The sequence below is a fragment of the Deltaproteobacteria bacterium genome (assembly GCA_029210625.1).
Taxonomy (GTDB): domain Bacteria; phylum Myxococcota; class Myxococcia; order SLRQ01; family SLRQ01; genus JARGFU01.
The window spans coordinates 140,730-155,132 of the sequence record JARGFU010000003.1 but is presented as its reverse complement, the minus strand read 5'-3'; the positions used below and the strand labels follow the sequence as shown (position 1 = coordinate 155,132).

Sequence of the window (14,403 nt, the reverse complement as noted above, 5' to 3'; positions counted from 1 at the left end):
CCTCTCGTCCCGGGAGCAGGATGCGGCTCAGAGCCTGGCGAGCCGCCGGTGGTAGGCCGCGATGATGTCTCGCCGGGTGATGAGGCCCAGGAGCTTCCGGGAGTCCACGTCGGCGACGACCGGCAGCTCCTCGACGTCCTGCACGGTCAGGATCTGCAGGGCCCGTCCGAGGGTGTCGTCCGGAGTGACCGTCAGCGCACAGGGGGTGGCGATGTCCTGGGCGACCACCAGCCCGGCGAGGCCCTCCTCGTAGAAGACCTCCCGGAGGTCCTCGAGGGAGACGATGCCGACCAGCTCCTTCTCGCCCCGCACTACCGGGAAGAACTGCTGGTGGGTGCCCACCACCAGATCCATGATGGCCTGCAGGGGGGTGTCGGACCGCAAGGTGTGCAGCTCCCGCTCCGGATCGTAGACCTGCCCCACCTGTAGATCCCCGAGCACGTCCATCAAGAACTCACCCCGGTGCGCGGGGGAGTCCGCCCGGGTGCGCACCTGCTCCGGGTAGATCGTCCAGCGGTGCCCGAGGAAGAGCGCGATGGAGACCACCAGCATGGAGGGGATCAGCAGGGAGTAGTTCCCCGTCATGTCGCCGACCATGAGGAGGGTCGAGATGGGTGTGTTGGCGACCCCGGCGAAGAAGCCCGCCATGCCGACGATGGTGAAGGGGCCGATCTCGGGGACCACCTCCGGCCACCACTGGTGGAAGAGCCCGCCCACCACGGCGCCGAGCAGGCCCCCGATCACCATCGAGGGACCGAAGACGCCCCCGGAGCCCCCGGAGCCGATGGTCAGGGATGTCGTCACGATCTTCCCCAGCGCCACCAGCAGCACCAGGCCGAGCGAGACCCCGAGCACGCCCTCGGCCGCCACCGCCTGCTGGAGGAGCCCGTAGCCCGAGCCGAGGACCGCGAGGCTCTCCAGCTGCCCCGTGCTCTTCCAGAGGATCAGGCCGAGCGCGCCGGCGAGCGCGGCGCCCAGCACCGGCCGGCTCATCCGGGGCAGGGAGAGGCGGGAGAAGACCCGGGTCGTGCCGTCGAAGAAGATCACGTAGGCGATGGAGCCGAGCGCGACCACGATGCCGAGCACGCCGTAGGGCAGGAGCGCCGCAGGCTCGGAGAAGGCGAAGCCCTGGGTGCCGGAGAAGAGGTGCCCGAAGCCGTGGACGGAGCAGAAGATGCTGTAGGAGACGATCGAGGAGATGAGCGCGGGAATCACGACCTCGAACTCGATGTCCGGCTCGCTATAGAGCACCTCGGTGGCGAAGAGCGCACCGGCGAGGGGCGCCCGGAAGATGGCCCCGACCCCCGCGGCCATGCCCGCCATCAGCAGGATGCGGCGATCGCGATCCGAGAGCCCGAGGGTCGTGCCCAGCCAGGAGCCGAAGCCGCTGCCGATCTGCGCGATCGGCCCCTCGCGCCCGGCGCTCCCGCCGGAGGCGAGGGTGAAGGCCGAGGCGATCAGCTTCACCCAGGGGGTCACGGCCCGGACGCGGCCCCGCTGCTGGTGGTAGGCGTGGATGGCCCGGTCGGTCCCGTGCCCCTCGGCCTCCGGCGCGTAGCGGTAGACGAAGAAGGCCGAGCAGAGCGCCCCGAGGGCCGGCACCACGACCAGCGCCCACGCCCTCGGCTCGGCGCCCGGCGTGGTGAGCGGGAGGTGCTCGCCCCCGGGTCCCGCCGGGACGTAGCCGACGATCAGCCCCCAGAAGAGGAGCAGGCCGTACTCGGTGATCCACTGGAAGAGGAGCGCGCCCAGCCCGGCGACGACGCCGATCAGGCCGGCGAGCCCGAACCAGTGCCAGATCCGGAGGAGGTTGAAGCGCTCCATGAAGCCGCCGAGGTCCCGGGGGACGTGGAAGCGGCCGAGCCCGGCCCTCCCCCGGAGCTCCCCGGATCCGCGTACTTCTGGCTCCTGCTTCACGACCGTGGTGCTCCTCGCGCCCCTAGCGCTTCTCCATCTCGGCCAGGCGCCGGTGGTAGGCCGCGATGATGTCGCGGCGCGAGAGCACCCCGAGCAGCTTCGAGCTCTCCTCGTCCGCGATGACCGGGAGCTCGTCGATGTTCTTCACCGTCAGGAGCTGGAGCGCGCGACTCAGCGAGTCGTCCGGGCAGACCGTCAGCACCTGGTTGGTGGCGATGTCCTGCGCCACCACGAGCTCGGCCAGCCCCTCCTCGTAGAGGACCTCCCGCAGGTCGTTCAGGGAGAAGATGCCCACCAGCCGGTCCTCGTTCATCACCACCGGGAAGTACTGCTGGTGGGTGCCCACCACGAGGTCCATGATCGGCTTCAGCCGCGTCTCGGGGTGGACCGTGTGGACCTCGCGCCCGGGATCGTAGACCTCGCTCACCTTCAGATCGGCGAGCACGTCCATCATGAACTCGCCCCGGTGGGCGGGAGAGTCCGCCCGGGTGCGCACCTGATCGGGGTAGATGGTCCAGCGGTGGCCGATGAAGAGCGCGATCGAGACGACCAGCATCGAGGGGATCAGCAGGGAGTAGTTCCCGGTCAGATCCCCCACCATCAGCAGGGTGGAGATCGGGGTGTTGGCGGCCCCGGCGAAGAAGCCCACCATGCCCACGATCGCGAAGGGACCGATCTCGGGCACCACGTCCGGCCACACGGCGTGGAAGAAGGTCCCGACCAGCGCTCCGAGGGCGCCGCCGATGACCACCGAGGGACCGAAGACGCCGCCCGAGCCGCCCGAGCCCACGGTCATCGAGGTGGTGACGATCTTACCCACCGCCACCAGCGCCAGCACCGCCATCGAGGGACCGATGACCCCCGAGCTGCTCATCGCCCGCTGCAGCAGGCCGTAGCCCGAGCCCATCACGCCGAGGGCGTCGAGGTCCCCGGTCACCTTCCAGAGCAGGAGGCCCAGAGCACCGGTGAGGGCCGCGCCGATGACGGGCTTGAGGAAGAGGGGGATCGAGAGGCGGGTGAAGATCCGGGTCGTCGTCTCGAAGACCACCACGAAGGCGACGGCGCCGAAGGCCACGACGAAGCCGAGGACCAGGTAGGGCATCAGCGCCAGCGGCTCCTCGAAGGCGAAGTCCTGGGTGCCGGTGAAGAGGTGGCCGAAGCCGTGGACCGAGCAGTAGATCGAGTAGGAGACGATCGAGGAGATCAGCGCGGGGATGACCACCTCGGACTCGATGTCGGGCTCGCTGTAGAGGACCTCGGCGGCGAAGAGCGCGCCGGCCAGGGGGGCGCGGAAGATGGCGCCGATGCCGGCCGCCACGCCGGCCATCACGAGGATCCGGCGGTCCCGCTCGGAGAGCGAGAAGACCCGCCCGACCAGGCTGCCGAGGCTGCCGCCGATCTGAGCGATGGGACCCTCGCGGCCGGCGGAGCCGCCGGAGGCGACGGTCAGCACCGAGGCGAGCATCTTCACCCAGGAGACCCGTCGCCGCATCTGCCCGCGGTGCTGGTGGTAGGCGATGATCGCCTGGTTGGTCCCCGAGCCGGCCGCCTCCGGAGCGAGGCGATAGACCAGCAGCGCCGAGAGCAGCGCGCCCACCGCCGGCACCACCACCAGCATCAGCTCCCTCGGCTCGGCGCCGGGGGTGCTGAAGGGCAAGGGCTCGCCACCGGGTCCGGTGGGCGCCCAGCCGATGAGGAAGCCCCAGAAGAGGAGCGTCCCCTTCTCGGCCAGCCAGTGGAAGAGCAGCGCCGCCAGCCCGCCGGCGACGCCGACGAGGCCCGCCATGCCGAACCAATGCCAGGTCCGGGCCAGGTTGAAGCGCTCGACGATGTCCCCCATGTCGACGGGGATCCGGAATCGTCTGCGCTCGCCCTGGGCCATCGGCCCCTCTTGCCACGAGGGGCTCACCCGCGCAACGGCGACCCCGAAGAGGCGCCCGCCGCTTCAGTCGAGGTGGGCGCTCAGGGCGAGGAAGGGCAGGTGCACCATCGCCCGCCCGGCCGCCACCAGGGGGTGGGCGCGCGCCGCCCGCAGGCGGTCCTCCTCCTCGCCCCGCAGGCGGAGCCCCTCGAGGAGGCGCAGGCCGGCCTCGAGATCCTGCCCCGGTCCGCCCAGGAGATCGACCTCGATCCGGGCCCCGCGCCGCGCCAGGGCGGCGTGCAGCTCCCGCCCGGCCGCCGGTCGGCCGCCGGCGCGCTCCAGGGCCGCCACCCAGAGCTCCCGCAGGCCCAGCTCGGGGGGGCTCTCGATCAGGCCGGGGTAGTCCGGCTCCAGGGCGACGAGCACCCCGCCGGGGCGCAGCACCCGCCTCACCTCGTCGAGCGCCGCCTCGAGATCCTCGAACCAGAGGAAGGCGAGCTGCGCGAAGACCAGGGCGAAGCGGCCGTCGGTGAAGGGCAGCGCCTCGGCCCGCCCCACCACCGAGGGCGCCCCGGCCTCCCGCGCCATCCCGGCGTCGAGATCGAGGGCGACGACCGGCCCCCGGCAGCGGCGCCGCAGCTCGGCGCTGACCCGCCCCCGGCCGCAGCCCAGATCGAGGACCGGCCCCAGGGTGGGCAGCGAGAGCCGCCGCAGGGCCCGGCTGCGCAGGCCATAGAGGGCGTCGGCCAGGTGGGCCTGCAGCTCGGCCTCCGGCCGCGAGGGGTGGTCGCCGCCGGCCTCGCTCAACGCCCCCCTCCGGCGCAGGCGCAGGCGCAGGCGCAGCCCGCGCAGGCGCAGCCGCCACCCCCTCCGCCTCCGCCGCTGCCGCCCGACTCGGCCAGGGCCTCGAAGATGTCGCCCGTGGTGCGGTCGATCCCGGAGAGGTCGACGAAGCCCCCTCCCCCGCTCTCGCCGGGGAGGACGGCGGAGGCCACGTCGCTCGCCAGCCCCTCGGCCCAGCCCGAGAAGGAGCCGGTGATGTCCGAGACGCTGGGGACGTGATCGCCGCCCCCGGAGGCCGCGGCCCCGGCCAGATCCCCGAGGCCCCCGCTGCGGGCCCAGACCGGGCGGTAGTGGTAGCCGTGGTGGTGCCAGTGCCCGAAGTGACCGTCGTAGTCGGGATCGAGGAGCAGCCACTCGAGGTCACGGTCCACCGCGGCGGTGCGCTGTTCGATCTCGCCCAGACCCTGAGCCTGGGCCCATGCCTTGCTCACGATGTACTGGTAGTAGGCCTTCGTCTCCTTCACGTCGAAGCCGGAGACCCGGTCGGCCACGTGCTGGAAGAGCTCCTTCATCGCCGGCCCGAAGGAGATCTCCTTGAGGTCCTGTCCGTCCCCCTCCTGCATGGCGTCGAGGAAGGCGTGCTCGTAGGTGTGGAGGACGACCCCGGCCTTGGCGGCCGCGGCCCGGCGCTTCTTCGGGTCGCGCTTGTAGGGCCCCTCGACCTCGACCTTGAGGGGATCCGCCCGGAGCTGACTGATGATCTTCTTCTTGAGCAGACCGAAGACCACCAGGGTGAGCACCTTGCCCGGCGGCACCTCGAGGAGCGCGGCGGCCTCCGGGGCGGTGAGGCCCCGCTTGATGCCCCCTCCCTCCACGCTGACGATCGGGGGCAGGTAGTCGCGCCGCTTCTTGCGCAGCGCCCGCTCCATCAGGAAGCAGAGCAGCGGCACGACGAAGACCATCGCCAGGGCGAAGCCCGGACGGGTCACGTAGAAGAGGGTCCCGAGGCCCAGGGCGATGACGATCACCGTCCAGCCGGTCATGCCGGTGAAGCGCAGGAAGAAGACGAGGAGGAGGATGGCGAGGACCACGCCGATCACCCCGCGCACCGTCTCGTTGCCCACCCACCAGAGCCAGAAGAGATCCCAGAGGGTCATCTCGATGACGGCGCCCGGCTCCATGACGTCCCGGGGGAAGGAGAGGCCGACCTTGTGGGGGCCGGTGAAGCGGGTGGCCGGGAAGTGCCAGGTCGCGACGGCGTGGTCCTGGAAGAGCGCCCGGGCCTGGAAGGGCACCCCCTGGTGGAGCACCCGCTCGGGGTCGACCCCCTCGGGGAGGTGGACGGCGATCTTCAGATCGGTGGTCCCGGTGACGAACTGATCACCGAACCAGGTCGGCGTGATCTGGAAGGAGGCCAGCTCGTCGTCGGTGGTGTCCGAGAAGACCAGGTCGGTGACCGAGGCCTCGAAGGAGAAGGTGCGGGTGGCGCCCGGCGGGATCGCCCAGTATCCGAGGTGCACCTCCACGCCGGGATCGACATAGGTCGAGGGCCGGATGTCGTGAAGGGCGTTGCTGTCGAGCCACCCGATCATCGAGCCGATGGAGTAGCCCGGCTTGGGCATCCCCACGTCCACGACGTCGATGGCCTCCGCATGAGGCAGGTTGGTGAACACGATGTCGTAGCGCAGGCGCACGTCGCCGTCGGGCAGGACCGTCGCCTGGAACTCGACCGAGTTCACCTCGAAGGCGTAGAGGGCCTCGGCCGCCGTCGGCCGCGCCAGGGAGAGGAGCACCAGCAGGAGGAGGAGGCGCCTCATGACCTCACCTCCCCGCTGCTGGCCCAGCTCCCGGCTTCCGCGGGGCAGCCGCCCTCGCAGATCTCCAGGCCGGGGCAGGTGGGGCAGCGCTCGGGGGCCTCGCTGGCCTCTCGCCAGGGGGTGAAGGCCGGGGCCTGCCAGAGCCGCGCCCAGCTCTCCCCGAGCAGGTTGCCCACGGGGTTCGGCGCCCCGGTGGGTGGCAGGATCTCACCCCCCGCGAGGACCCGCACCGTCACCTCCCCCACGGTCCGGGGGCCCCGGCGGGCCGCCTTCGGGTGGGCCGCGGCGGGGACCGCGTGGGGGGGGCCCCACTGGCCGGGGAAGCCCGCGGCGGTGAGGGCCTCCTCGAGGTCGACCGCCAGCTGGGGCAGCGCGCGCCCGGCCTCCCCTTCGGGGTCGAGGAGGGCGTGGAAGGCCGCCTGGCGGAAGCCGAAGCTCCGGAGAGCCTCGATGGCCGCGGCCGGCTCGTCCTCGCCGGGGCGCAGCGCGACCACGGCCGGCGCGCCGATCTCGGCCTCGCGGGCGAGGGCCAGGTTCCGCCCGGCGGCCTCCCGGTCCCCCTCCCCCAGCCAGGCCGCGTGCAGCTCGGCCTCGGGCAGGAAGAGCAGATCGAGGTGGTCGAGGCCGGCCTCGATCGCCCGCTCGAGGAGGGCCAGGGGCAGCGCGCTCGCCCGGGTCCGCAGGCCGCAGATCAGCCCCTGATCCTCCGCCCGCTCCACCAGCTCGGGCAGGTGCTCGGGGGCGGGCTCGTCGCCGAGCACCCAGACCACCTGGGGGACGCCGATCGCCCGCAGGCGATCGACCACCGCCCGGCCCGCCTGGAGCGTGCCGACCTCGACGTCGGCGCAGAGGGGCGCGGAGAGGGAGCGGGCGAAGGGGCTCGCGCCGATCCCGTCGAGATCGCGCACGGCGCCGGCCCGGCCCAGGGAGAGCCGCTTCAGCGTGGCCTGGAGGTCGCGCAGATCGTCGTGGATGGCATCGACGCTCCTCCCCCGGAAGGCGCGCGCGACGCGGGCCCCCAGGCTCGCGGGGGCCTCACCGCCGAGGAGCCCCTGCGCCATCATCACGCCGACCGGCGAGAGGCGGCAGAGACCCCGGGCATCGACGGTGAGGACGCCCGCGCCGTCGGCGTCGATCCGCAGGTGGTAGCGGCGGACCCGCCCGTCCCGCTCCTCCCGGTAGTGGTAGAGCCCCGGCTCGGGGGTCCCGCCCGAGACCGTCGGCCAGAGGAGCCGCTGCATCCACTTCATCCCCATCGTCCACCTCCTGGCGCCGCGAGCTGCACCAGCGCGCTCGCCCCGCTCGATCGTCCACCACAGCCCGCGCAGGCCTCGCTCGTCTCTCCCCGCGACCGCGCCTCGTGCTCCAGCCGGCAGCCCCCCCCGCAGAGGGAGAGGTCGGGGCAGCCGCGGCACTTCTCGGGCAGGCGCCCGGGGTCGAGCTCACGCTCGCGGAAGGAGCGGAAGAGCTCGCTCTCCCAGATCGTCTCCCACTCGGTGTGCAGCAGGTTGCCCGCCGAGGCCGGGTAGCTCTGGCAGGGCAGGACCTCGCCGTCGGGCTCGAGGCAGACCGAGTACTCGCCGGCGTTGCAGCGCTTCGGCCCGAGCTCGAGCTCCACCGGGGAGAGCTCGCAGTAGTCGGTCACCGTGTACCAGAGCAGGCGCAGGCCCAGGCCGCGGCTGCGCTCCCGGGCCTCGACCAGGATCGGCGCGAGCGCCCCGGCCGGGAGGGCGTCGGGGTTCGCGCTGCCTCCCCCGGCGTGGATGATCGCGTTGAGGGCCACGGCCTGGAGCCCCAGCCCGGCGAGGAAGTCGAGGGTCTCGGGGAGCTCTCGCGCGTTCGCCCGGGTGAGCGTGGTGTTGGTGAGCACGGAGAGCCCGGCCGCCAGGGCCGCCTCCACCCCGGCCACGGTCTGCTCGAAGGCCCGCGCGCCCACCATCGCGTCGTGGACCTCGGGCCGGTGGCTCTCGAGGGTGACCTGCACGTGGTCGAGCCCCGCGGCCGCCAGCTCCCGGGCCAGGGCGCGGCCGGCCGCGCCGCTCCCCAGGCGGCGGCCGTTGGTGTTCAGCCCCACCAGCAGCCCCCGGTGGTGGGCGTGGGCGACGATCTCCACCAGCCCCGGGTGCAGGGTCGCCTCGCCGCCCGTCAGGATCAGGTGAGGCACGCCCACCTCGGCCAGTCGATCCACGAGCTCGCACCACCGGGCCGCGGAGAGCGGCGGCCGATCGAAGTGCGCGGGGTCGTTGTAGCAGTGGGGGCAGCCGTTGTTGCAGGCGTAGGTGAGCGCCAGGTCCGCCTTGTAGGGGGCGTCTCCCCGCTGGCCGAAGACCGGCAGCCGCTCGGCGGGAAGATCGCAGGTGCGGCAGGCCGTCCGCGGATCGGAGAGCTGCTCGAGGCGCGCCCGCATGGCGTGGAGATCGTCCCGGAGCCGCGCCCCGGGCGCGCCCCGCCAGCTCCGGCGCAGCTCGGCGAGGGCCGCCGCCTCGGGCACCTCCTCGAGGACGAGGGAGGCGAGGTGCGCGGCGGTGGGCGAGAGGTGGATCACCTCCATCGCGTCGACGAAGAGGAGCGCCCCACCCCCCGACTGCCGCCGAAGGTGGAGCGTGGTGTGGCCGCCGTGGCGCTCCCGTCGGTAGACGCGGAGCCGGGGCGGGGGCGCGGCGCGGCCGAGCCCGAGCGCCCGTCCGAAGCCGGCGAGGTCCTCTCGCAGGCGGCGGCCCGCCAGGGCCAGGCCCGCGCCTACCACTTCGGGGCTTCCTCGATCTGATAGGCCGCCTTGCAGTAGGGGCAGGCCACGAAGATGGCGCCGGCCTCCACCCGCACCGAGGAGGCGTCCAGCATCCCCGCACACTGCTGGCAGACCAGGCGCTCGACCGCGACGTCCCCCGAGAGGTCGATCTTCTGGGTGATCGTCGTCTGGCTCGGCCGCAGCCGCATCACCGCGACCAGGGTGAGGCCGGCGACCAGGAGGACCGCGCCGAGGACGTAGCGGGCGACCAGCCCCTGGGCGCCGGCGATGAAGACGAGGCCCAGGAGCCCCAGCAAACCCGCGAGTCCGTACACCACACCTTTCATCGAGAGCCTCCTAGAAGTTGGCGACGAGGGCGAGCTCGAAGCCGCCGACGGGAAGGGGCGCGGGGACCCGGGTGGTCTCGGGGTAGAGCTTCTGGATCTCCCGGTTCTTCTCCCGGATCTGCCGGTCCAGCTGGCTGCGGCCGATGACCTTGAAGATCAGGCCGAGGGCGCCGAGGCCGGCGATGAGCCCGCCGCAGACGATGAGCGCCGTCAGCTCGGTCGAGTTGTTCACCAGCAGGGGGGAGACGGCGATGAGGGCGAGGCCGCCGATGAGCCCGAGGGTCGAGGGCAGGAGGCTGATCTTCGCCCGCTGCTCGACCAGCCCGTCCCGCTCCGCCGCCAGCATCCGGCGCCGCTCCGCCTGCTGGGGCGTCAGGCTCCCCCTCCCTGCCGCGTGCGGCGGGGGCACCCCGGGGGTGGCGTGGGCGGGCGGCCCGGGCGAGGCCGCCGCCGGCTTCGTCGACTGCAGGTCGGCCAGCTCCTCGTACTTGATGAGGCGGGTCTTCCCGTCGGCCGTCCGGAAGACCACCCCCACCTCGTTCTCCCGGATGATCTTGCCCACCAGCACCGTGCCGTCGTTCAGCTTCGCGACGTCGTAGCGCTCCTCGGCCAGCAGGCGCAAACGCACCGGCGCTGCGGGCGCCTCGAGGGTGGGCAGCGCGAGGCGCGGGACGTAGCCCGGCGTCGAGGCCGCCCCGGCGCGTGGCCAGGCCGCGGCGAGGGTGAGCACCACGATGGAGAGCGGGCGCAGCAGCGTCGGCATCGTTTCCCTCCCGAGTTGGTGCGGCAGTCTACCGCGCCCCCTCCCGGAAGCGGAGGGCTCCGGCGAGCACCTGGGATAGGCTCGGAGCCGTGAGCGTGCTCCTCGTCTGTCTGGCGCTGGTCTGCCTGGCCTGGTGGGGCGTGGCGGCGGCGACCCTGCGCACCGCCCGTCAGACGCGGCGGCTCGTCGAGCTGCCCCTGCCCCCGCCGGAGGCCGCGCTCCCGGGCCTCACGGTGATCTGCGCCGCCCGCGACGAGGAGGCCGGCCTGGAGGAGGCGCTTCGCGCCCGCCTCGCCAGCGACTACCCCGCCCTGCGCGTGATCCTGGTGGACGATCGAAGCCGCGACCGCACCGGCGAGATCGCCCGGGCGCTGGCCGCCGAGGACGAGCGCCTGCAGGTGATCCACAACCGCGAGCTGCCCCCCGGCTGGCTGGGGAAGCTCAACGCCCTGCGCCTCGGCGCCGAGGCCGCGGGCACCGACTACCTCCTCTTCTCGGACGCCGACGTGGTCGTGAGCCCGGAGACCCTGCGGCGAGCGGTCGCCGCCTGCGAGCGCGAGGGCTGGGAGGTCCTCTCCGCGCTGCCCACCTTCGAGGCCCGCTCCTGGGTGCTCGGCACGATCTACGCCTGCTTCCTCCAGCTCCTCTACCCCGGCATGCGGCCGCGGGCGGTGGAGGATCCGGCGCACCCGCACGGGGTGGGCGTGGGCGCCTTCACCCTCGTGCGGCGCGCGGCCCTCGAGCGCTCGCCCGGCCTCAAGGCCCTGCGGATGGAGGTCGCCGACGATCTGATGCTCGGCCGGCTGCTGAAGGCCGCCGGGGCGAAGAGCACCATCGTGGACGGCGCGGGCGCGGTGCGGGTCGCGATCTACCGGAGCGCCGCCGCCTTCGTCCGCGGCGCGGAGAAGAACGCCTGGGCGGTCTCCGCCAACTTCAGCCTGGCCCAGGGCCTCGCGGCCACCCTCGGCGCCCTCGCCCTCTGGTTCTCTCCCCTCCTCCTCACGGGGATCGCGCTGGCCACCGGGAGGCCCGCCCTCGCGGCCCTCGGCGGCGCCACGCAGGCCGCGGTCACCCTCCTCTCGATGGGCCTCCTCCACCGCAACGCCCAGCCCCCCTGGCCCGGGCTGCTCTGGCCGGTGGGGGCCGCGATCTTCGTCTGGGCCAGCCTCCAAGGGACGATCCTCGGCTGGCGGCGGGGTGGCCTGCAGTGGCGCGACACCTTCCACCCCACCGCGGACTTCCTCGCCTACCAGCGCGAGCGCGACGCGCGGGGCTGGTTCGATCGGTCCGCATAAACCAGAAATCACGATTCCCGATCACGCCTGGCTTGCAGGCCGCACCCGCCTGCGGCGTCAGGCCTCGGTCACCTAGCTAAGGCTAGGCTCCCTCACCCTTCCTTGCATCCGGGCACGTCCGCGGCGCCATCCGCTGTTCGGGAATCATGATCTCTGGTTTAGTTCTCCAGCAGGTCCTCGAGCACCGCCTCCAGGCCGTCCACCGCCAGGGCCAGGCGCCGGCCGTCGATCCTGTCGGGGGTGTCGGTGGGTTCGTGGTAGTGCGGATCCCGGAAGGGCGCGGTGCCGGTGACCATCACCGCCGGCACCCCGGTCTGCCAGTAGGACCAGTGGTCGGACCAGGAGACCCCCGGCATCTCGCCCGGCAGGGCGGCCCCCTCGGAGGGCAGGGTCCCCCGCTCCCGGAAGACCTTCACGCAGCGGCGCACCAGCGCCTCGGAGTCCCGGTCGCCGACGAAGGCCAGGAAGTCCCCGCGCGAGGGGTAGAAGAGAGAGAGGGGGAAGGGGTAGCGCTGGCTCCCCTTCCCGGGGTCGAAGTAGCCGATCGACTCGAGGGAGAGCGCGGCCAGCAGGGGGTCACCGCGCCCGGCGGCGTTCCGGGCGTTCACCAGCGAGCCCATGGTCGGCTCCTTGAAGTAGGGCGGCTCCTCGTTCACCCAGGCCACCAGGCGCAGGGTCCGGGCGGGCCTGTCCTCGGCGTGCCTGCGGGCGAAGCGCCGGGCCAGCTCCAGCAGGGCCGCCACCCCCGAGGCGTTGTCGTCGGCGCCGGGGGTCCCCAGCACGCTGTCGTAGTGGGCGCCGACCAGGACGACCTCACTGCGCTCTCCGGGGAGCTCCACGATCAGGTTGCCGACGTCCTCGTCGAAGGGCGGCACGTGCTCCAGGGTGACCTCGAGCCCCGCGGCCTCCAACTCCGCCCGGATCCAGTCCCGGGCCCCGGCGAGGGCCTCCGGGTGATCGCCGAGGTTTCGCTCCCCGAGGGTACCAGCCAGGTGCCGCACCGCCCCGACCAGGCGCTCCACCGCGGCGGGCTCGGGCTCGGGCAGCGCCTCGGGCCTCCCCTCTCCCGGCATCCGGATCATCGTCGCCCAGGCGCAGGCCGAGGCGATCGAGAGCAGCCCGAGCAGCACCCCCATCGTCACTCCGAACATCTTGCCGCCGCTCATGCGCTTCCTCCTTCCGGTGCCACCGCGATCCTGACAACCACCCAAAGCGGGTACGATTCCTCTCGATGAGAGTCCGGACCACGATCGCCGCCGCTTCGTTCCTCGCCCTCTGCGCCGCGCCCGGCCTCGCCGGCGCCGCCACCTACTCGGTGGGACCGGGGCAGCCCCTCGCGACCCTGGCCGAGGTGCCCTGGGAGTCCCTGGAGCCCGGCGACCTGGTGGAGATCCACTGGCAGGCCGATCCCTACCGGGAGAAGATCGTCCTGGGCCGCAGCGGCACGGCGGAGCGGCCGATCGTGATCCGGGGGGTGCGCGGCCCGGGCGGCGAGCGGCCGGTGATCAGCGGGGAGAACGCGACCACCCCCCCCGCCCTGAACTTCTGGAACGAGCCGAGGGGCCTCATCAAGGTCGGCGGCTCCAACAGCCCCCCGGACTCCCTGCCCTCCCACCTCGTCGTCGAGGGGCTGCACCTCACCTCCGTCCGGCCGGCCTACTCCTTCACCAACGACCAGGGCGCCACCGAGGCCTACGCCTCGAACGCCGCTGCCTTCTACGTCGAGAAGGCCCAGCACCTCGTGATCCGCGACAACGTGCTGACCGACTCGGGCAACGGCCTCTTCATCGGGGTGAACCAGGGGCAGACCCAGGACATCCTCGTCGAGGGCAACCACATCTTCGACAACGGCATCGTCGGCAGCATCTACGAGCACAACAGCTACACCGCGGCGATCGGGATCACCTTCCAGTACAACCACTACGGCCCGCTGCGGGACGGCGCCGGCGGCAACAACCTGAAGGACCGCTCCGCGGGCCTGGTGGTCCGCTACAACTGGATCGAGTCGGGGAACCGTCAGCTGGATCTGGTCGACGGCGAGGACGACCCCAGCGTGGTGAACGATCCCCGCTACCGGGAGACCTTCGTCTACGGCAACGTCCTCATCGAACCGGACGGCGCGGGCAACAGCCAGATCATCCACTACGGCGGCGACTCGGGCACCGTCGCCGACTACCGGAAGGGCACCCTCTACCTCCACCACAACACGGTGATCTCGACCCGCAGCGGGAACACCACCCTGCTGCGCCTCTCCACCAACGAGGAGAACGCGCAGGCCGTGAACAACATCGTCTGGGCCGCCGCCGGCGGCTCGCGCCTGGCGATGCTCTCCTCGGAGGGGAGCCTCACCCTCTCCCACAACTGGATGAGCGCGGGCTGGACCGAGAGCCACAGCCCCTTCAACGGCAGCATCACCGACGATGGCACGGGCCTCGGCAGCGCCGGCGAGCCGGGCTTCGTGGATCTCGCCGGCCAGGACTTCACCCTCACCTCGACGGCGGAGGTCCTCGACGCTGGCGGGCTCCTGCCCGCCGCCACCCTCCCCGACCACGCTCCGCTGCGGCAGTACCTGAAGCACCTCGGCAGCGCCCACCGCCCCGACGACGGCAACCCCGACCTCGGCGCCTACGAGTACTGCGCCTCGGACTGCGACCCGCCCGCCACCGACGGCGGCACGCCCGACGCCGGCACGGAGGACGGGGGAGGCATCGCCGATGGTGGCGGGACGGCCGACGGCGGCACCGCGGACGGCGGCGACGCCATCAACCCCGAGGCGCCCGGCTGCGACTGCAGCAGCGAGGGTCGCGGCACGCCGGGCCTCGGCCTCCTGCTCCTCGGCCTCGGGCTGCTCGCTCGCCGGAGGACGCCGGCGTCCCGTCTCGGCTCCTAGGG

At 72.9% G+C, this 14,403-nt stretch carries 11 protein-coding genes; 2 read left to right on the top strand and 9 right to left on the bottom strand.

The genetic code is table 11. The features are described from left to right. Positions 1–27 precede the first annotated feature (27 nt). The 8 genes from P1V51_04085 to P1V51_04050 form a co-directional block, all read right to left on the bottom strand. Entirely contained in the window at positions 28–1,917 is a 1,890-nt protein-coding gene (locus P1V51_04085) for a chloride channel protein (protein ID MDF1562196.1), read from the bottom strand. A 22-nt stretch (positions 1,918–1,939) separates the two neighbouring features. After that, positions 1,940–3,799: a chloride channel protein gene (locus P1V51_04080; GenBank protein ID MDF1562195.1), complete on the bottom strand. Its 1,860-nt coding sequence runs from the start codon at positions 3,797–3,799 to the stop codon at positions 1,940–1,942. 63 nt (positions 3,800–3,862) lie between these two features. After that, positions 3,863–4,585, bottom strand: a complete 723-nt coding sequence (locus tag P1V51_04075) for a methyltransferase domain-containing protein (protein MDF1562194.1) — start codon at positions 4,583–4,585, stop codon at positions 3,863–3,865. Further along, entirely contained in the window at positions 4,582–6,378 is a 1,797-nt protein-coding gene (locus tag P1V51_04070) for a hypothetical protein (GenBank protein MDF1562193.1), read from the bottom strand. Before P1V51_04070 ends, P1V51_04075 begins: the two co-directional genes overlap by 4 nt. Next, positions 6,375–7,634: a hypothetical protein gene (locus P1V51_04065; GenBank protein ID MDF1562192.1), complete on the bottom strand. Its 1,260-nt coding sequence runs from the start codon at positions 7,632–7,634 to the stop codon at positions 6,375–6,377. The genes P1V51_04070 and P1V51_04065 overlap by 4 nt, the downstream gene beginning before the upstream one ends. Then, entirely contained in the window at positions 7,625–9,124 is a 1,500-nt protein-coding gene (locus P1V51_04060) for a radical SAM protein (protein ID MDF1562191.1), read from the bottom strand. Before P1V51_04060 ends, P1V51_04065 begins: the two co-directional genes overlap by 10 nt. Then, positions 9,118–9,453 (bottom strand): hypothetical protein, encoded by a 336-nt coding sequence (locus P1V51_04055; GenBank protein ID MDF1562190.1) that lies wholly within the window; start codon positions 9,451–9,453, stop codon positions 9,118–9,120. The genes P1V51_04060 and P1V51_04055 overlap by 7 nt, the downstream gene beginning before the upstream one ends. Before the next feature lie 10 nt (positions 9,454–9,463). Beyond that, positions 9,464–10,216 carry a hypothetical protein gene (locus P1V51_04050; protein MDF1562189.1) on the bottom strand — a complete coding sequence of 251 codons (753 nt, stop codon included), beginning with the start codon at positions 10,214–10,216 and terminating at the stop codon, positions 9,464–9,466. An 89-nt stretch (positions 10,217–10,305) separates the two neighbouring features. On the opposite strand from P1V51_04050, the gene P1V51_04045 reads away from it, so the two are divergent. Next, positions 10,306–11,511: a glycosyltransferase family 2 protein gene (locus P1V51_04045; GenBank protein MDF1562188.1), complete on the top strand. Its 1,206-nt coding sequence runs from the start codon at positions 10,306–10,308 to the stop codon at positions 11,509–11,511. Between the two features lie 158 nt (positions 11,512–11,669). Here the strand turns inward: P1V51_04045 and P1V51_04040 are convergent, their stop codons facing one another. Beyond that, positions 11,670–12,677: a M28 family peptidase gene (locus P1V51_04040; protein ID MDF1562187.1), complete on the bottom strand. Its 1,008-nt coding sequence runs from the start codon at positions 12,675–12,677 to the stop codon at positions 11,670–11,672. Positions 12,678–12,742: 65 nt separating this feature from the next. On the opposite strand from P1V51_04040, the gene P1V51_04035 reads away from it, so the two are divergent. Continuing rightward, positions 12,743–14,401 (top strand): MYXO-CTERM sorting domain-containing protein, encoded by a 1,659-nt coding sequence (locus P1V51_04035; protein MDF1562186.1) that lies wholly within the window; start codon positions 12,743–12,745, stop codon positions 14,399–14,401. Positions 14,402–14,403: the final 2 nt, after the last annotated feature.

What these genes read in the sequence shown, in the direction of transcription:
- P1V51_04080 (MDF1562195.1), bottom strand. Translation starts at nt 3,799, where the DNA reads ATGGCCCAGGGCGAGCGCAGACGATTCCGGATCCCCGTCGACATGGGG.
- P1V51_04070 (MDF1562193.1), bottom strand. Translation starts at nt 6,378, where the DNA reads ATGAGGCGCCTCCTCCTCCTGCTGGTGCTCCTCTCCCTGGCGCGGCCG.
- P1V51_04065 (MDF1562192.1), bottom strand. Translation starts at nt 7,634, where the DNA reads ATGGGGATGAAGTGGATGCAGCGGCTCCTCTGGCCGACGGTCTCGGGC.
- P1V51_04055 (MDF1562190.1), bottom strand. Translation starts at nt 9,453, where the DNA reads ATGAAAGGTGTGGTGTACGGACTCGCGGGTTTGCTGGGGCTCCTGGGC.
- P1V51_04050 (MDF1562189.1), bottom strand. Translation starts at nt 10,216, where the DNA reads ATGCCGACGCTGCTGCGCCCGCTCTCCATCGTGGTGCTCACCCTCGCC.
- P1V51_04040 (MDF1562187.1), bottom strand. Translation starts at nt 12,677, where the DNA reads ATGAGCGGCGGCAAGATGTTCGGAGTGACGATGGGGGTGCTGCTCGGG.
- P1V51_04035 (MDF1562186.1), top strand. Translation starts at nt 12,743, where the DNA reads ATGAGAGTCCGGACCACGATCGCCGCCGCTTCGTTCCTCGCCCTCTGC.